This is a genomic window from Arthrobacter sp. D1-17, from assembly GCF_054130535.1.
The window spans coordinates 1342012-1359000 of the sequence record NZ_CP096382.1 but is presented as its reverse complement, the minus strand read 5'-3'; the positions used below and the strand labels follow the sequence as shown (position 1 = coordinate 1359000).

At 64.0% G+C, this 16989-nt stretch carries 17 protein-coding genes; 9 read left to right on the top strand and 8 right to left on the bottom strand.

All coding sequences use genetic code 11. The features are described from left to right. Nucleotides 1–11: 11 nt before the first annotated feature. On the bottom strand, nucleotides 12–797 hold the full coding sequence (locus M1E01_RS06380; protein ID WP_457974232.1) for an LOG family protein: 786 nt from the start codon (nucleotides 795–797) through the stop codon (nucleotides 12–14). Between the two features lie 105 nt (nucleotides 798–902). On the opposite strand from M1E01_RS06380, the gene M1E01_RS06375 reads away from it, so the two are divergent. The 4 genes from M1E01_RS06375 to M1E01_RS06360 all read left to right on the top strand — a co-directional run bounded on the left by M1E01_RS06375 (nucleotide 903) and on the right by M1E01_RS06360 (nucleotide 4183). Continuing rightward, on the top strand, nucleotides 903–1658 hold the full coding sequence (locus M1E01_RS06375) for an amino acid ABC transporter ATP-binding protein (RefSeq protein WP_457974231.1): 756 nt from the start codon (nucleotides 903–905) through the stop codon (nucleotides 1656–1658). A 54-nt stretch (nucleotides 1659–1712) separates the two neighbouring features. Next, a complete protein-coding gene (locus tag M1E01_RS06370; protein ID WP_457974230.1) occupies nucleotides 1713–2597 on the top strand; it encodes a glutamate ABC transporter substrate-binding protein in 885 nt (294 codons plus the stop codon). A 99-nt stretch (nucleotides 2598–2696) separates the two neighbouring features. Continuing rightward, nucleotides 2697–3347, top strand: a complete 651-nt coding sequence (locus tag M1E01_RS06365; RefSeq protein ID WP_457974229.1) for an amino acid ABC transporter permease — start codon at nucleotides 2697–2699, stop codon at nucleotides 3345–3347. Then, nucleotides 3344–4183, top strand: a complete 840-nt coding sequence (locus M1E01_RS06360; protein ID WP_457974228.1) for an amino acid ABC transporter permease — start codon at nucleotides 3344–3346, stop codon at nucleotides 4181–4183. The genes M1E01_RS06365 and M1E01_RS06360 overlap by 4 nt, the downstream gene beginning before the upstream one ends. Nucleotides 4184–4316: 133 nt before the next feature. Here the strand turns inward: M1E01_RS06360 and dapE are convergent, their stop codons facing one another. After that, nucleotides 4317–5438 (bottom strand): succinyl-diaminopimelate desuccinylase, encoded by a 1122-nt coding sequence (gene dapE / locus M1E01_RS06355; protein ID WP_457974227.1) that lies wholly within the window; start codon nucleotides 5436–5438, stop codon nucleotides 4317–4319. A 151-nt stretch (nucleotides 5439–5589) separates the two neighbouring features. On the opposite strand from dapE, the gene dapD reads away from it, so the two are divergent. After that, a complete protein-coding gene (gene dapD, locus M1E01_RS06350; protein WP_457974226.1) occupies nucleotides 5590–6618 on the top strand; it encodes a 2,3,4,5-tetrahydropyridine-2,6-dicarboxylate N-succinyltransferase in 1029 nt (342 codons plus the stop codon). Between the two features lie 71 nt (nucleotides 6619–6689). Further along, entirely contained in the window at nucleotides 6690–7541 is an 852-nt protein-coding gene (locus M1E01_RS06345; protein ID WP_457974225.1) for a hypothetical protein, read from the top strand. Nucleotides 7542–7551: 10 nt separating this feature from the next. Here the strand turns inward: M1E01_RS06345 and M1E01_RS06340 are convergent, their stop codons facing one another. From M1E01_RS06340 to fdxA, 4 genes are all read right to left on the bottom strand, one after another. Beyond that, entirely contained in the window at nucleotides 7552–8163 is a 612-nt protein-coding gene (locus M1E01_RS06340) for a hypothetical protein (protein ID WP_457974224.1), read from the bottom strand. A 243-nt stretch (nucleotides 8164–8406) separates the two neighbouring features. After that, nucleotides 8407–9708, bottom strand: coding sequence for a citrate synthase (locus tag M1E01_RS06335; protein WP_457974223.1), 1302 nt, complete (start codon nucleotides 9706–9708; stop codon nucleotides 8407–8409). 230 nt (nucleotides 9709–9938) lie between these two features. Continuing rightward, nucleotides 9939–11081: a succinyldiaminopimelate transaminase gene (gene dapC / locus M1E01_RS06330; protein ID WP_457974222.1), complete on the bottom strand. Its 1143-nt coding sequence runs from the start codon at nucleotides 11079–11081 to the stop codon at nucleotides 9939–9941. 9 nt (nucleotides 11082–11090) lie between these two features. After that, complete coding sequence (gene fdxA, locus M1E01_RS06325) at nucleotides 11091–11417, bottom strand: ferredoxin (RefSeq protein ID WP_208749317.1); 327 nt, start codon at nucleotides 11415–11417, stop codon at nucleotides 11091–11093. Between the two features lie 184 nt (nucleotides 11418–11601). Between fdxA and M1E01_RS06320 the strand changes: the two genes are divergently transcribed. Further along, nucleotides 11602–11841, top strand: a complete 240-nt coding sequence (locus tag M1E01_RS06320; protein WP_457974221.1) for a putative acetyltransferase — start codon at nucleotides 11602–11604, stop codon at nucleotides 11839–11841. Here M1E01_RS06320 and M1E01_RS06315 read toward each other — a convergent pair. Then, nucleotides 11838–13118: an MFS transporter gene (locus M1E01_RS06315; RefSeq protein ID WP_457974220.1), complete on the bottom strand. Its 1281-nt coding sequence runs from the start codon at nucleotides 13116–13118 to the stop codon at nucleotides 11838–11840. The genes M1E01_RS06320 and M1E01_RS06315 overlap by 4 nt on opposite strands. Before the next feature lie 62 nt (nucleotides 13119–13180). On the opposite strand from M1E01_RS06315, the gene M1E01_RS06310 reads away from it, so the two are divergent. Continuing rightward, nucleotides 13181–13690, top strand: a complete 510-nt coding sequence (locus tag M1E01_RS06310; protein WP_457974219.1) for a helix-turn-helix domain-containing protein — start codon at nucleotides 13181–13183, stop codon at nucleotides 13688–13690. Nucleotides 13691–13849: 159 nt separating this feature from the next. On the opposite strand, the gene typA is transcribed toward M1E01_RS06310, so the two are convergent. Beyond that, complete coding sequence (gene typA, locus M1E01_RS06305; RefSeq protein ID WP_457974218.1) at nucleotides 13850–15778, bottom strand: translational GTPase TypA; 1929 nt, start codon at nucleotides 15776–15778, stop codon at nucleotides 13850–13852. A 292-nt stretch (nucleotides 15779–16070) separates the two neighbouring features. On the opposite strand from typA, the gene M1E01_RS06300 reads away from it, so the two are divergent. Beyond that, nucleotides 16071–16937 carry an SGNH/GDSL hydrolase family protein gene (locus tag M1E01_RS06300; protein ID WP_457974217.1) on the top strand — a complete coding sequence of 289 codons (867 nt, stop codon included), beginning with the start codon at nucleotides 16071–16073 and terminating at the stop codon, nucleotides 16935–16937. Nucleotides 16938–16989: the final 52 nt, after the last annotated feature.

Genomic DNA, 16989 nt, shown 5'->3' with positions numbered 1-16989 from the left:
GGGCGCCTCGGCTACTCAGGCCGCTGCTCCTCGTCCGGGGACGGCTCCCGGACGTGGCCGTGGAGGACGAAATTCACTGCCTCCTCCGGGGTGTCCACCACTTGGATGAGGTCCAGATCCTTCTCGGACACCATCCCTTCCGCCACAAGCGTGCCCTTGATCCATTCGAGCATGGGGCCCCAGAAAGCAGAGCTCAGGAGAACGATGGGGAACGAGGTCACTTTCTGTGTCTGGACCAGCACCATCGCTTCGAACAGCTCGTCGAGTGTGCCGAGGCCGCCCGGCAGGACGATGAACCCCTGGGCGTACTTCACGAACATCGTCTTCCGTGCGAAGAAGTAACGGAAATTGATGCCCAGGTCCACCCACTGGTTCAGGCCCTGCTCGAATGGCAGCTCGATTCCCAGGCCGACGGAAACGCCGTTGCCCTCCACAGCACCCCGGTTCGCGGCTTCCATGGAGCCGGGACCGCCGCCGGTGATGACGGCCACTCCGGCTTCTGCAAGTTTGCGCCCCACCTCAACGCCCATGTCGTAGAACATGCTGCCCGGCTTGGTACGCGCGGAACCGAAGACACTCACGGCCTGGCCGAGGTCGGACAGGGCGCCGAAGCCTTCAACGAATTCGCTCTGGATGCGCATGACACGCCACGGGTCCGTATGTATGAAATGGCCCGGCCCCTTGGTGTCAAGCAGCCGCTGGTCCGACATCTCCACTGCCGCCTGCTTGCGTCGGAGCTCGAGGGGCCCCTTACGGCGGGGTTGGGCGGACTTAGACGGATCTGCATTGATGCTCATCGTCCAAGGCTAACCTGCTGGCGTGCAGGTATCTCTTGAATTACGATCAGCAGGAAGTTGGAGTGATTGCCGTCATACGTGAGAGTTCTTCGATAGATTCATCTCATGACAACTCAAGTGCCCGACAATGCGCTCGTCTCCCTGAATGCCGTGAACAAGCATTACGGCCAGCTGCATGTTCTGAAGGACATTAATCTCCAGGTCCGCAAGGGCGAGGTCGTTGTGGTCATTGGGCCGTCGGGGTCAGGCAAGTCCACCCTGTGCCGAGCCATCAATCGCCTTGAGACCATCGACAGCGGCGAAATCAGGATCGACGGCAAGGTCCTGCCTGAGGAAGGCAAGGAGCTTGCACGCCTCCGCGCCGACGTGGGAATGGTGTTCCAGTCCTTCAACCTCTTTGCCCACAAGACCATCCTTGAAAACGTCACCCTCGGGCCCATTAAGGTCAAAGGCATGTCCAAAGGCGAGGCGGACAAGGAAGCCATGGCCCTCCTCGAGCGTGTAGGTGTGGGCCATCAGGCTCCGAAGCTTCCGGCCCAGCTCTCGGGCGGCCAGCAGCAGCGTGTAGCAATCGCACGCGCCCTTGCCATGAAGCCGAAAGTCATGCTTTTCGACGAGCCCACCTCGGCGCTCGATCCGGAGATGATCAACGAAGTCCTTGACGTCATGGTGCAACTGGCCAAGGAAGGCATGACCATGATTGTGGTCACCCACGAGATGGGATTCGCACGCAAGGCAGCGGACCGCGTGGTGTTCATGGCGGACGGCCAGATCGTAGAAGACGCCACACCCGAAGAATTCTTCACCAATCCCCAGAGCAGCCGGGCGAAGGATTTTCTGTCCAAGCTCCTCACTCACTGAACCCTCCGGTTCACTCTTGGCCGTCCTTGGCGGCCGCCCAATGAAAGGAATGTCATGAAGGCATTTTTGACCCGAAGGAAGTCCCTTCTGGTAGCAGCATCCGCAGCCCTGGCGCTGACACTGAGCGCATGTGGCGGCGGCACCGGCGGCGGTACCAACCCCAGCCCCGCTGAAAAGCCAAGCTTTGCTGCCGGTACCACCATGGAGAAACTCTCCTCCGCCGGCAAGATCACCATTGGCACGAAGTTTGACCAGCCGTTGTTCGGTCAGAAGGGCCTGGACGGCAAGCCTGTTGGTTTTGATGTGGAGATCGGCAAGCTCCTTGCAGCCAAGCTCGGCATTCCCGCAGACAAGATCGAATGGGTGGAAACCGTTTCCGCCAACCGTGAGCAGTTCATCAAGCAGGGCAGGGTGGACATGATCATCGCCACCTACACGATCAACGACAAGCGCAAAGCCGAAGTGGACTTCGCCGGCCCGTACTACGAAGCAGGCCAGGCTCTCATGGTGAACAAGGACAACACGTCCATCACCAAGCCCGAGGACGTTAAGGGCAAGAAAGTCTGCTCCGTGACTGGTTCGACTCCCGCCGCCACCATCGTGGAAAAGTACGACGCTGTCCTCGTTCCGGCAGCCACCTACTCCGCCTGCCTTGAGCCGCTGCGTAACAAGCAGGTAGAAGCGATCACCACGGACAACGTCATCCTGGCCGGCTTCGTCAACAAGGAGCCTGACGCCTTCAAGCTCGCCTCGGACGAGACGTTCACCAAGGAGCCCTACGGCATCGGCCTGAAGAAGGGCGACACCGAATTCCGCACCTGGGTCAACGACCAGCTCGAGGAGTTCGCAAAGGACGGGTCCTACAAGAAGGCATGGGAGGACACGGCCGGCGCAGTCATCAAGACGGCTCCGGAGCTTCCCACAGTCGACCGCTACTAAAACAGGGATGGCGGTCACCGGTAACCGGGCAATCCCCGGGCCCGGTGGCCGCCGCTTCCATTTACCGCAGATTTCCCACAAACGCAGCTGAAGGACCCTATGGACGTCATCATTGAAAGCCTCCCGCAGTACTGGGACGGCTTTCTCAGAACCCTGTTCCTGGCCGTCGTTTCCGGCATCATTGCACTCGTCGTGGGCACGCTCCTTGCAGCCGCCCGGGTGTCCCCGGTCGCGGCGCTGCGCGGATTCAGCATGGCCTACGTGGAGGTGGTGCGAAACACGCCGCTGACCATCGCTTTCTTCTTCGCCGCCATTGTCCTGCCCCGGCTCGGCGTCACGTTCGAGCAGTTCGAAATCGCAGCCATCATCGCACTTAGCGCATATACTGCCGCCTTCATCGCCGAAGCGGTCCGCTCGGGCGTCAACAGCGTCCCCGTGGGCCAGGCGGAGGCCGCCCGCAGCATCGGTATGACCTTCGGCCAGGTGCTGTCCCTGATCATCCTTCCCCAGGCCCTGCGCACGGTAATTCCGCCTCTGATCAACATCCTGATCGCGCTCGTCAAGAACTCATCCGTGGCCGGCGCCTTCTTCGTCCTGGAGCTGTTCGGCTACGGCAAGCAGCTGGCCAATGACCACGGCGACGCAGTCATGTGGGTCCTCGTTGGCGTTGCCTTCTTCTATCTCCTGATCACCGTGCCGCTGGGCTACATCGCCCATCAGGTCGAACGAAAGGTGGCGATCGCGCGATGACCTCCGTTCTCTACGACGTCCCCGGGCCCAAAGCCCGCAGAATCTCACTCATCGGCTCGATCATCGGCGTCATTCTCATCGGCGGCCTCCTCGCCCTTGCCCTGTACACACTCGGGCAGCAGGGAATCTTCGAGGCGCGGCGGTGGGCGATCTTCGGCCAGGCCGACGTCTGGTCCCTTATTTTTGACGGCATCGGCGCCACCTTGGGAGCAGCCGCCATCGCGGCCGTGATCGCCTTCCCGTTGGGGCTGCTGCTCTGCCTCATGCGCATCTCGGATATTGCCTTGATCCGGATACCGACGAGGATCGTGCTGGAATTCTTCCGCGGCATGCCCGTGGTGCTGATGATGCTGTTCGTCCTGCTGGTGTTTGCCACCAGTCCGTTCATCGCCGTGGTGGCCGGGCTGGTCCTGTACAACGCGGCGATCTTCGCCGAGATTATCCGCGCCGGCATCCAGTCCCTCCCGAAGGGGCAGCGCGAGGCCGGCTTGGCAATCGGCCTGACCAGTTTCCAGTCACGGCTCAGCGTGGAATTGCCCCAGGCCATCCGCCGGATGCTTCCGTCCCTGGTTGCCCAGCTTGTGGTCCTCCTCAAGGACACGTCACTGGGCTACATCGTCGCCTACGGCGAACTCCTGCGCGCGGTGCAGGTCATGGCGGACTTCCTGGGACCGCAGTTCCTGTTCCCCGTGTTCTTCGTGGCTGCGGCAATCTACATCGCCATCAACCTGGCTGTGTCCCGCCTGGCGATCTGGATTGAGCGCCACGGCTCCAAAAAGGCTGCCGGAGGCGTGGCGAAGGCTCCCACAGCCGGGGTCACCACCGCGATCAAGTAACCGCGATCAAGTCTGTGATCGAGTGACGGCGCCGCCAGCTCCCTCACGTGGAAGGGCCCGCAACCTTGAGGTTGCGGGCCCTTCTCTATTTGTCTGCAGACGCTCTGTTTGTCTGCAGACGCCGGTGTCTTTCTCAGGCCAGCCACTTCTGCAGCGCCCGAAGGCAGGCGCGGACGGCCTCGGCCTCCACGTGTTCGTTGTCCTTGTGCGCCAGGAGCGCATCGCCAGGACCGAAGTTGACCGCGGGGACGCCGAGCTCGCTGAAGCGCGCGACGTCGGTCCAGCCGTATTTGGGCTTGGGCTCGCCTCCCACAGCGGCCACGAAGGAGGCGGCGGCGGGATGGTTGAGTCCTGGCCGTGCGCCCGCGGCACTGTCGGTGCGCACTACGCTAAATCCCGCCAGCAGATCGCGCACGTGGGCCTCCGCCTGGGCCGGAGTCTTGTCAGGTGCGAAGCGGTAGTTGATCTCCACCACGCAGCGGTCCGGGATGACGTTGCCGGCGGTTCCTCCATGGATCTTCACCGCATTCAGGCTTTCCCGGTATTCCAGGCCGTCCACAGTGATGGTCTGGGGATCGTACGTGGCAAGTTTGGCAAGAATGGGTGCCGCAGCGTGGATCGCGTTGCTTCCCATCCAGGCCCTTGCTGAGTGGGCAGCCTCCCCCAACGTCGTAGCCTCGAACCGCATGGTGCCGTTGCAGCCTCCCTCGACGGTTCCGTCCGTCGGCTCGAGGAGGATTGCAAAGTCGCCATGCAGCAGCGCACCGTGATTACGCACCAGCCTGCCGAGGCCGCTCTTGACGGCTTCCACTTCCTCGTGGTCGTAAAAGACAAAGGTGACGTCCTTGGACGGCTGCGCACCGCCGTCGAACAGTGACGCAGCCAGCGCCAGTTGGACGGCGACCCCGCCCTTCATGTCGGTGGCACCGCGGCCGTACAAGACCCCTTGACCCGGCTCGCCGGAAGGCCAGGTGGACGGGACAGTTCCCAGCGAACCGCCGGTGACCGGCAGCGGAACGGTGTCCAGGTGGCCGGCGAGAATGACGCGTTCACTGTGCCCCAAAGACGTGCGGGCGATGATGGAGTCACCGTCGCGCACGAGGTCAAGGCCCGGGAGTTCCCGGAGGGCCAGTTCCACGGCGTCCGCCAGTTGGGTCTCGTTGCCGGACACACTGTTGATGTCGATGAGTGCCGCCGTCAGCAGCGCCACGTCCTGGCGGAGGTCGAGGGTTATGGGTTCGGTTTCGGCAATCACTCTCCAACTGTATCCCCCGCCGCGCCCGTTCCATTCGGGGCGGGCGCCCGTTCCATCCGGGGCGGGCGTCGGCCAGGAACAGTCCGAAATACGACTCCGTTGGTCGCGGACAGGTTTCGGTGCATGCAGGCCGTCTCGGTAGACTGGGGCCATGACTGAAACCGCTTCTTCCGCCGTGCCCACTGCCCAGCCACTGTCCGACGAATCACGTTCGGCCTACGGATTCGGGGTGGCCACCATCGCCACTGGCAATGGTGATGCCACGGTGCTGGATGTCTGGTTCCCCGCCCCTGCCCTTGGGGTGGCAGCCGATTCCCTTCGAGCGGTTGAGAACGCCGATGAATCTCTCACCGTAATCGCTGCAGACGGTGCCGACGCGGACCGCGGCACGGAGCAGAAGGTGGTGTTCGTCCAGATCGACCTGGATGAAGCTCCGGCGGACACCGCCGACGCCTACCTCCGGCTGCACCTGCTCTCACACCGGCTCGTCCAGCCGAACACCCTGAACCTCGATGGCATCTTCGGCAAGCTGCCGAACGTCGTGTGGACCAACTTCGGCCCCTGCGCCGTAGACGGCTTCGAACTGACACGCGCGAAGCTGCGCCGGCGCGGCGCTGTGACCGTGTACGGCGTCGACAAGTTCCCGCGCATGGTGGACTACGTTGTGCCCACCGGGGTGCGCATTGCCGACGCCGACCGTGTCCGCCTGGGAGCCCACCTCGCCGAAGGCACCACGGTCATGCACGAGGGCTTCGTAAACTTCAACGCCGGGACTCTGGGCACCTCCATGGTGGAGGGCCGCATCTCCGCGGGCGTCGTAGCCGGCGACGGCACCGACGTCGGCGGCGGCGCCTCGATCATGGGTACCCTCTCGGGCGGCGGCAAGGAGAAGGTTGCGCTGGGCCGGCGTGTCCTCCTGGGCGCCAACTCCGGTGTGGGCATCAGCATCGGCGACGACTCGGTTGTGGAAGCCGGACTTTACGTCACGGCCGGCACCCGGGTCCGCGTTGTCGGCCCGAAGAATGCCGACGGCGAAGACACTGCCAGGATCGTCAAGGCCGTTGAGCTCTCCGGCGTTCCGAACCTGCTGTTCCGCCGCAACTCCACCACCGGTGAGGTGGAGGTACTCCCCCGCAAGGGCGGAACGGTGGAACTCAACGACGCTTTGCACGCCAACTGACCCTTTACGGGCGGCCGGCGGTCCTGCCGGCCGCCCGTGGCTTTAAACCCGGCTTCTAAGGGAGTACCAACGTGACACGGCGACGCAAGCTGCGGGCAGCAGTGGTTGCAGCACTCTCCGTGGCATTGGTCGGCGGCGGCATTTATACGGGAGTGGCGCTGGTGCAGCGCTCTGAGCGGCTCATCGTGGAAGGGTGCACGGCCAAAGTCGGCGCACAGCAGGCAAACCTGGCCACCGACCAGGCCTCAAACGCCGCCCTGATAGTTGCTGTTTCGGTGCGGCGCCGGCTGCCTCCGCGCGCGGCCAGTATCGCCCTGGCCACGGCCATGCAGGAATCGAAGCTGCGCAACATCGATCACGGCGATCTGGCCGGCCCGGATTCGCGCGGGCTTTTCCAACAGCGCCCCTCACAGGGCTGGGGTACCAGCGCACAGGTCATGGATCCCATCTACGCCACCAATGCCTTCTATGACGCACTGGCCGAGATCCCTGACTATGCAGCCATGGACATCACCGACGCTGCCCAACGTGTGCAGCGCTCCGCGTACCCGAGGGCGTACGCACAACACGAGATAATGGGGCGTTCCTTTGCCTCGGCCCTGAGCGGGCAGACCCATGCTGCCTTGGACTGCACTCTCCGCTCCCCCGAACTCAACGGAGACCCGGAGGCATTGCTGACGCAGTTGGAAGCAGCGTACGGAAGCCTCCCCGCGTCATCGCGCGGACCGGTCGTGGAAGTGGAGGCCTCGGACAATCTCGCATGGTCCGTGGCCCACTGGGCTGTGGCCCATGCCAAGGAACTGGGCGTAGTGCAGGTGGATGTGGACGGAATGAGCTGGAACCGGCAGGCCAGGAACGGCTGGCAGGATTCCCCGGCAGCCGGCAGCACCGTGACGATTACATTGGCCGCGGAGGCAGGATGATATGTCCGGGTCAGACCAGGATTTCCACGACGGGCTGAAGGTAGCTGCGGAAGACCTCCGGCTGCTTCAGCAGGTCATGGCTCATGATGATCTTGTCCGGTTCCAGGAACCAGGCGCGCTGCTCGTCAAGAGGCAGTTCGATGATGGTCAGGTCGAAGTCCCGCGAATCCCTGCCTACCTCCAGCAGCCGGTCCTCCACGATGTCCTCGAGCAGGTGGGCGGATCCCCCGGCTGACCGCTCGGCTTCCAGCTCCGCGTACTCCTTGCGCCGTTCGCGGGCCCAGGTCAGGGCAGCGCCGAAATGCGCCTGCAGGACCCGGCGCAGTGCCGGGGAGTTCGCGAAGGCAGTGAATCCGGGCGGCGACATCTCCGGAGACATCTGCGGATGCGCCTTCAGCAGCTGCTCCCACCAGGCTTCCCACTCCGTCTTAAGGGCACTGATCCCGCCTACTTCGGCTGTCAAATGGGAATGGTCCGCGTGTCTGATTTTCGGGGCAACGTGTGAAAGCGCCGGAAAGCCGGCACCGTCGAGCCCCGCGACGTCTCTGATGTAAAGGGCAATGAGCATAGGCCCTGACGTGTCCATGGTGATCCGCCAGCCTGGACCGCCTGTGTGCTGCATCCGCATGCCTCCCTTGGCATCTAGACAATTCGCCCGATAGACGCGGCAACCCGCTCTCCGGCTCCAGTCTATGCCTCCAGCCCGGGGAGGGTAACGTCTGGCAGCTGGGCTCCTTCAGCCCCCTCCAGAGCGAAAAACGGCGGCCGCCCACCGTAGAAGGTGAGCAGCCGCCGTCGTAATCCCTAAAGAGGATCCACGCCGAAGAGGGGCCGAACCGAGCGTGCGGGGTCCGGGGCCGGTGGATTAGCGCGCCGGGTAGTCGCGCTCGGGCGATCCGATGTAGAGCTGGCGCGGACGGCCGATCTTGGTTGTGGGATCGCTCATCATTTCACGCCACTGTGCAATCCAGCCGGGCAGGCGTCCGATCGCGAACAGCACGGTGAACATCTTCTCCGGGAAGCCCATCGCCTTGTAGATCAGGCCGGTGTAGAAGTCCACGTTGGGGTAAAGCTTGCGCTGGATGAAGTAGTCATCGTTCAGGGCCTTCTCTTCAAGGCGAAGCGCGATGTCCAGCAGCTCGTCGTTTCCGCCGATCTTGCCGAGGATCTCATGGGCCGTAGCCTTAACGATCTTGGCGCGCGGATCGTAGTTCTTGTAGACGCGGTGTCCGAAGCCCATGAGGCGGACACCGTCCTCCTTGTTCTTCACCTTCTCCATGTAGTCCTCCGGCTTGGTGCCGTCGGCCTGGATCTGGCGCAGCATCTTCAGGACAGCCTCGTTGGCACCGCCGTGGGCGGGGCCGAACAGGGCGTTGATTCCCGCAGAGACGGAGGCGAACAGGTTCGCGTTGGAGGAACCAACCAGGCGCACGGTCGAGGTGGAGCAGTTCTGCTCATGGTCGGCGTGCAGGATCAGGAGCAGGTCAAGGGCCTTAACCACCACGGGGTCCAGTTCGTACTGCTCCGCAGGCAGGCCGAAGCTGAGGCGGAGGAAGTTCTCCACCAGGTTCATGGAGTTGTCCGGGTACAGCATCGGCTGCCCGATCGACTTCTTGTGCGCATAGGCGGCGATGACGGGGAGCTTGGCCATGAGGCGGATGGTGGAAACTTCCACCTGCTCGGCGTTGAACGGGTCCAGGGAGTCCTGGTAGAACGTGGACAGCGCGGAGACGGCGGAGGACAGCACGGGCATCGGGTGCGCGTCACGGGGGAAGCCGCCGAAGAAGCCTTTCAGCTCCTCATGCAGGAGCGTGTGTCGGCGGATCCGCTGGTCGAAGTCCTCCAGCTCGGTGGGAGTCGGCAGGTTGCCGTAAATGAGCAGGTAGGACACTTCGAGGAAGCTGGAGTGCTGTGCGAGCTGCTCGATCGGGTAGCCGCGGTACCGCAGGATTCCTGCGTCGCCGTCAATGTAGGTGATCGCCGAGGTGGTAGCAGCGGTGTTCATGAAGCCAGGGTCATAGGCGACGGCGCCCGTCTGCTTCAGAAGTTTGGAAACGTCGTAGCCTTCGTTTCCCTCTACAACCTTGATGCGCGGTAGTTCGAGTTCGCCGCCTGCATGTCGCAGGGTCGCACTGGTGGTCTCAGGCGCGCTGGTGGTCTCAGTCATGGAGTCCCCTTCATGAGGCCTCTTGGCCTCTCTAGAAAGCTTGATCCAACATCAGGTGAGCCGCGCGGGGATCCCGCACGGGCGGGACGTCCAACGGCCGTGCTGCCTTCTTGTAGAAAGCCACCATTGATAGTCAGTTAAAAGCTACCGCCACTTTCGGCCTGCCACTAATCCGGGAGGGCCGGTTCACCGCAAAAATGCGCCGGTTGTGGCCGGTGTCACACCTATTGTTACGAGGCCAGCCGGGCTACGGCGGCCTCGATCCGTTCATCCGAGGCGGTCAGTGCCACGCGCACAAATCCGCTCCCGGCCTCACCGTAGAAGACGCCGGGTCCTGCAACGATTCCCCGTTCGGCCAGCCTGCCGATCGTGTCCCAGGTAGCCTCTCCTGCTGTGGACCACAGGTACAGCCCTGCGTGGGATTCATGGATTGTGAGGCCGAAGCCTTCAAGTGCAGGAACGATCCGGTCGCGGCGGCCCCGGTACAGATCTTTCTGCTCCTGCACGTGCGAGTCGTCGCCGAGTGCCACGCGCATCGCTTCCTGGACGGGGTAGGGCACAATCATCCCTGCATGCTTCCGGCTGTTGACCAGGTTCGCCATAATGGCCGAATCACCGGCCACGAAAGCAGCCCGGTAGCCGGCGAGGTTGGACTGCTTGCTCAGCGAGTAGACGGCGAGGAGGCCCTCGTGGGAGCCTCCTGCAACGCGGGGATCAAGGATGCTGGGCACAGCCTCCCCGCCGCGCTGCAGGTCCCATTCGCCCCATCCCAGTTCCGCGTAGCACTCGTCCGAGGCCACCACAGCCCCGACCTCCCGAGCCTGGCCGACAATCCTGCGCAAGGACCTGGCGTCCCTAACGCTCCCCGTGGGGTTGCCCGGGGAATTGACCCAGATGAGCCGGACTTTGGACCGCGTAGCTGCATCGAGTTCATCAAGGTCATCGGCGGCAACTGCTGTGGCACCGGCAAACGTGGCTCCGATGTCGTAGGTCGGATAAGCGACAGTTGGACGCACCACAATATCGCCCGGCTTCAGCCCCAGCAGGAACGGCAGCCATGCCACCAGTTCCTTGGAACCGACCGTGGGCATAATGTCGCGCGGGTCAAGCCCGTCCACGCCGCGGCGGCGTGCAAACCAGGCGGCAATGGCCTCCCGAAGGGCGGCGGTGCCGTGCACCGTGGGGTAGCCGGGGGCGTCAGCCGCAGCGCGGAGCGCTTCCTGGATCACCCCGGGCGTCCGGTCCACCGGCGTTCCGATGGACAGGTTAACGACACCGTCCGGATGTTCGGCCGCTTTGGCGAGGTACGGTGCCATGGCCTCCCAGGGGTAATCGGGCAGGCTCAGGCCGAAACTGCGGACAGCTGTAGTCACCTACCCGCCTCAGTGGTCCTGGTTCTGCGGCGGAAGCGCTGCAATCATCGGGTGGTCGGTGTGGGTGTTGCCGATCTTGGCTGCACCGCCCGGAGAGCCCAGCTCATCGAAGAACTCGACGTTGGCCTTGTAGTAATCGGCCCACTCCTCCGGCGTGTCGTCCTCGTAGTAGATGGCCTCGACGGGGCAGACAGGTTCGCAGGCGCCGCAGTCGACACACTCATCCGGGTGAATGTAGAGGGAACGCTCGCCTTCGTAGATGCAATCGACGGGGCACTCCTCAATGCATGCCTTGTCCTTGACATCTACACACGGCTGCGCGATTACGTACGTCACGTCCCTTGCCTCTCCAGGTTGGTATCGGCCCATTGCCGGTTGGTGCTTCCGGCCTGCATGCCGGACTCTCTGACTTCAGAGCCTATTATCTCCCAGCCCCGCTTAGCGAACGTAGCGGTGCGTCACAGTCCACCAGGGTACTGCGTGCAGGCGTCACAGTAGGAGGTCGTCATACGATGATTGCGTGAACCAGCAACCCGCCGCACCCCGTGAGTTCCTCGCCACAGCCTCCGCCGGTACCCGGGTGGTCGTCCGGTACAAGATCGACGGCGGATTCACCGACGCACTGGGAGACCTGCTGGGGTGCAGCCCCACCGAATGCACCGTGCGTACCCGAAGTGCCGACGTCGTGATTCTCCTTGAGCGGGTGGTGGCCGCCAAGCAGGTGCCGCCCCCGCCAGCCCGGCGGGGTTCCCGTACCTAGCTGCCCTCCACCTGGTTGGGCAGGCTGCGCATGCGCAGCAGCGGCGAGAACACCACCGGGGCGGCTGCCAGGAAACTGCCTGCAGTTCCGATCCAGATGACTGCGATGAGGCCGAACTGCTCCGCGAGAAGGCCGGACGCCAACGCGGCCAGCGGCATGACCCCCCATACCACAAACCGGATGGATGCGTTCATCCTCCCCAGCAGGCGCGGCGGACAAACACGCTGGCGCATGCTGAGCTGCGTGATGTTGTAAACCAGCACCACGAACCCGAAGAAGAACTCTGACACCAGCACCAGCAGCAGGGAGGCAACTGGTTCGGCCACCATGGCAGCCAGCGGCAGGGGAACCAGGAGCACGGAACTGGCCACCGCGCAGAGCGGTATCACCCTGCCCTCCCCCACCCGGGCCGCCAGCTTTGGGGCCATCACTGCCCCCAGCAGGCCGCCGGCGGCGCCCACGGCCATGACCAAGCCCATCCCCTGCGGGCCCAGTCCAAGGGTCCGCAGAATCAGCACCGGCATCATCGTGAAAATCATCATGCCGCAGAAGTTCATGGCAGCTGTACAGGCTGCGATGCGGCTGATGAGTGGATGCCGGATCACGAACCCGAGCCCTTCCTTGATCTCGGCGCGCAGGGGGCGCCGGCCTGCCACCGGGGCGGCCACCTCCCGGTCGCGCGTGCGGGCGAGGAAGATCGCGGACAGCAGGTAGCCGACGGCCTCACCGATGAAGAGCACCGGAGCCGTGACCACCGCCAGCAGCAGACCAGCGGAGGCCGGCCCGCCGATCCGCGCTATCTGGGCTGTTGCCTCCAGCTTGGAGTTGGCCTGGTTGACTTGGCCGGGCGCGACAAGGACCGGGACGTAGCTCTGGTACGAGACGTCGAAAAACACCGTGGCTGTTCCGACGATCGCCGCGATGACGTAGAGGTGCCACATCTCAAGCAGTCCGGCCCACCAGAGCAGCGGCACGGCTGCCATCGCGGCCATACGCGTGACGTCGGCCCGGATCATGGTGGGACGCTTGAGCCATCGGTCCACCCAGGCGCCCGCTGGAAGGCCCACGATGAGGAAGGCGGCAAGGCCGGCCGCGTTGAGCAGGCCCACCTCGAATTCCGAGGCACGCAACATGGATACTGCCAGTACCGGAAACGCCAGTTGCCCCAGCTGTGCTCCGAGTTGGCTTATGGCCTGCCCGGACCAGAAGGTGGTGAAGTTGCGGTCCAGTAACAGCGACTTGGATGCTTCCCCTGCAGCGGTCCGTTCGGCTGTCACCGCATCAGTTTCCAGCAGCGATTGATATATGTCAATCAGTGATTGCTGACTAGACTGGCGCTATGACACCCGCGCCGGAAAGCGACGATGCTGACCTGGTGGCGAAGGGCCGTGCGCTCAGTTCTCCGCTCAGGCTTCGGATCCTGCGGCTGTGCCTTCACCAGGCCCGCACCAACAAGGAAATCGCGGAGCTGTTGGGGATTAATCCCGCGTCCAGCCTGCACCACGTGCGCACCCTTGTGCGGACCGGCTTCCTCCTCGCCGAAGAGCGCCGGAAAGGGCGGCGGGGCGCCGCTGAAGTGCCCTACATCGCAAGCCGCAAGTCCTTGGCCACATCGGTGGACAACGTCGCCCCGATCCTCATCGAGACCTTCCTGCAGGAGACCCGGGACCTTCCGCCGGAGGACATCGAGGTGTGGCGCCTGGGCGTGAAGTTCAACGCGGCCCGGCGGCAGGAAATGCTGGACAAACTGCGCGCTGTCCTCGACGAGTACATGGCCCTGCCGGCCGATGACGACGGCGAGGCCACCTCGCTGATGATCGCCCACCACCGGGATCCGACAGCTGACTAGGCACGGCTCTGGGAGCCGCTTTCGGGGATGACCAAAAAGAGCTGCCGGCCGGCGGCGGCCAGGCCGCCTGCCGTTCCGGCAGCTCTTTCCATCAGACTCTTGCGGTGATCGGCTTTGCGCTGATTCTCTCCGTCTGATCTTCTCCGTCTGGGACGGAGATTAAGCCTTCGCGCGGGCGCGGTTGGCCTTGGCACGCTCGTTCGAGTCGAGGATGAGCTTGCGGATGCGGATGTCCTCCGGGGTGACCTCGACGCACTCGTCTTCGCGGGCAAATTCGAGGCACTCTTCGAGGGTGAGCTCGCGCGGAGGCGTGAGGTTCTCGAAGCTGTCGGACGAAGCGGCACGCATGTTGGTGAGCTTCTTTTCCTTGGTGATGTTGACATCCATGTCGTCGGCGCGGGAGTTTTCGCCCACAATCATGCCTTCGTAGACCTCGGAGGTGGGCTTGACGAAGAAGGAGCCGCGTTCCTGAAGGTTGATCATGGCGAACGGAGTCACCACGCCGGCGCGGTCAGCGACCATGGAGCCGTTGGTTCGGTACTCGATCGGTCCGGCCCAAGGCTCGTAGCCTTCAGAGATTGAGGCCGCGATGCCAGCGCCGCGGGTGTCTGTGAGGAACTTCGTGCGGAAACCGATAAGGCCGCGGGCGGGAACGATGAATTCCATGCGGACCCAACCCGTGCCGTGGTTGGCCATGTTGGTCATGCGGCCCTTGCGTGCGGCCATCAGCTGGGTCACGGCGCCGAGGTACTCTTCGGGAACGTCGATGGTCATGTGCTCCATCGGCTCGTGGATCTTGCCGTCAATGGTCTTGGTGACGACCTGCGGCTTGCCAACCGTGAGCTCAAAGCCTTCACGGCGCATCTGCTCCACGAGGATAGCCAGCGCGAGCTCGCCTCGGCCCTGGACCTCCCAGGCATCGGGACGCTCGGTGGGGAGAACCTTGATGGAGACGTTACCGATCAGTTCCTTGTCCAAGCGGTCCTTCACCTGGCGGGCGGTTACCTTCGCGCCCTTGACCTTGCCGGCGAGGGGCGAGGTGTTGATACCGATGGTCATGGAGATCGCCGGATCGTCCACGGTGATCAGCGGCAGCGGCTGGGGGTTTTCGAGATCGGTGAGGGTCTCGCCGATGGTGATGTCCTCGATGCCGGCGACAGCAACTATCTCACCGGGGCCGGCGGACTCAGCCGGAACGCGCTCAAGGGCCTTGGTGGCGAGCAGTTCGGTGATCTTGACCGTCTTGAGCTCACCGTTGTGGCGGGCCCAGGCGACCTGCTGGCCCTTGCGGAGGGTGCCGTTGTAGACGCGCAGCAGGGCGAGGCGGCCAAGGAACGGGGAGGCGTCCAGGTTGGTCACGTGGGCCTGCAGCACGCCCTCGGGGTTGTAGGTCGGAGCCGGAATGTGCTCGATGATGGTCTTGAACAGGGGCTCAAGGTCCTCGTTCTCCGGGGCCGTGCCGTCGGCCGGCTGCTCCAGGGACGCGCGGCCGACCTTGGCGGCTGCGTAGACGACGGGGACATTGAGGATCTTATCCAGATCCAGGTCCGGCACTTCGTCCGCGAGGTCAGAGGCCAGGCCGAGCAGGAGGTCCATCGATTCGTGGACAACTTCGTCGATGCGGGCGTCAGGACGGTCGGTCTTGTTCACCAGCAGGATCACGGGCAGGTGTGCGGCCAGCGCCTTGCGCAGCACGAAGCGCGTCTGCGGCAGCGGGCCCTCGGAGGCGTCCACCAGCAGGACGACGCCGTCCACCATGGACAGGCCGCGCTCTACCTCGCCGCCGAAGTCGGCGTGGCCGGGGGTGTCGATGACGTTGATGGTGATGGTTTCACCGTTGGACGAGGGGCCGCTGTAGGCAACGGTGGTGTTTTTCGCCAGGATGGTGATGCCCTTTTCGCGTTCCAGGTCACCGGAGTCCATGACGCGGTCCTCAACCTCCCCGTGCGAAGCGAAGGAGTTGGTCTGCTTGAGCATGGCGTCCACGAGAGTGGTCTTGCCATGGTCAACGTGGGCCACAATCGCGACGTTGCGCAGATCACTGCGCGATGCAGTGGCTACCGCGGTGTTGGTGGTGGTTTCAGACATGCGTTATTGCTCGATTCAGTGGTGAAGTCAGCTGTTGTATCGCGACATTTCCAACCGGAACGCACGACGATAAGACCCTTTAGCACAGGGCACCTACACCAAGTCTAGACGCTCTGCCTTTTATTGGCCTAAAGCCGGGCACGTCATTGTCCTGAAGCCGGGCACACCCGCCCCCTCGCCCGTTAGCAAATCGTGAATGCGAAGCGGCGTCATGTGGTCAATATCACTGGCTTTTGGAGAACTGATCCACCACTATTGCTAAACCAGTACAAGCAGGCCAGGAGTTCCACGCATGTTTCAAGCCTCAGTGAGGGCACTCCTGATGGGCCCGCTGATCGCCGCCGGCCTTTTATTGAGCGGCTGCGGTACCGCCGTCGGTTTAGGGACCGGCGCCGGAAGCGGAACGCCGGTTCCCGTTTCTTCCCAGGAGGCTACCCGCGCGCCCGCCCCGGTCGCTGGCCCCGGAGAAGCGGTGGCCGCCGGTGCTGCGGTCACAGAGGACCTGGCGGCCGGCCCAGATCCCGCCGCCCTCCCGGCCGGGTCCTTGTACCGGAACCCTGCGAACGGTCGGGACGAGGTGATCGTGGAAGACATCGGCCGCACCGTACTGCTGATCGGCGACTCGCAGTCAGAGCCAGACAGTAGCTGGCCGCGCCGCGCCCTCGCGGGGCTCGGTTACGACGTCTTTTTCTGTGGCAAGGGCGGCACGGGCTTTGTTGCCTCGAACGGCGCTACGGGTAATTATGTCGACGCCCTCCACCGGGGCGACTGGCATCTCCCCTACGGCCAGCCTCCGCTGGTGGTCATTGAGGGCGGCGGGAACGACGCTAAGCAGGGGGCGGGCGACGAACAAATCAGGGCCAATGCCGGGCAACTGATCGCCACGCTGAGGCAGCGGTACCCCGCTGCGAAGTTCGTCATGGTCGGCACGCTGGCCAGGGGCGCTGCTCACGGCGGCGGCCGGCGTTCGGAAGTGGACGCACTCCTTGGGACCGTGGCTGCGGAACAGGGGATACCTTTCGTCAGCGCCGGGGACTGGCTTACCAGGTACGGGCTGGACGTCCACCTCGCCGACGCCGTCCACATGAACGACGACGGCCACCGCGCCCTGGGCGCGCTGCTGCTGGACCGCCTCTCCTCGCTGGGCCTGCAGCGCTGACCCCGGTCCCGGTAGACCCGGTCCCGGGGTCACTTGCCCGGGACACGGCAGG

Bases quoted from the DNA above. Each gene is read 5' to 3' on its own strand.
- M1E01_RS06380 (WP_457974232.1), bottom strand. From the start codon at position 797: ATGAGCATCAATGCAGATCCGTCTAAGTCCGCCCAACCCCGCCGTAAG.
- M1E01_RS06375 (WP_457974231.1), top strand. From the start codon at position 903: ATGACAACTCAAGTGCCCGACAATGCGCTCGTCTCCCTGAATGCCGTG.
- M1E01_RS06370 (WP_457974230.1), top strand. From the start codon at position 1,713: ATGAAGGCATTTTTGACCCGAAGGAAGTCCCTTCTGGTAGCAGCATCC.
- M1E01_RS06365 (WP_457974229.1), top strand. From the start codon at position 2,697: ATGGACGTCATCATTGAAAGCCTCCCGCAGTACTGGGACGGCTTTCTC.
- M1E01_RS06360 (WP_457974228.1), top strand. From the start codon at position 3,344: ATGACCTCCGTTCTCTACGACGTCCCCGGGCCCAAAGCCCGCAGAATC.
- dapD (WP_457974226.1), top strand. From the start codon at position 5,590: ATGACTGAAACCGCTTCTTCCGCCGTGCCCACTGCCCAGCCACTGTCC.
- M1E01_RS06340 (WP_457974224.1), bottom strand. From the start codon at position 8,163: ATGCAGCACACAGGCGGTCCAGGCTGGCGGATCACCATGGACACGTCA.
- M1E01_RS06335 (WP_457974223.1), bottom strand. From the start codon at position 9,708: ATGACTGAGACCACCAGCGCGCCTGAGACCACCAGTGCGACCCTGCGA.
- M1E01_RS06310 (WP_457974219.1), top strand. From the start codon at position 13,181: ATGACACCCGCGCCGGAAAGCGACGATGCTGACCTGGTGGCGAAGGGC.
- typA (WP_457974218.1), bottom strand. From the start codon at position 15,778: ATGTCTGAAACCACCACCAACACCGCGGTAGCCACTGCATCGCGCAGT.
- M1E01_RS06300 (WP_457974217.1), top strand. From the start codon at position 16,071: ATGTTTCAAGCCTCAGTGAGGGCACTCCTGATGGGCCCGCTGATCGCC.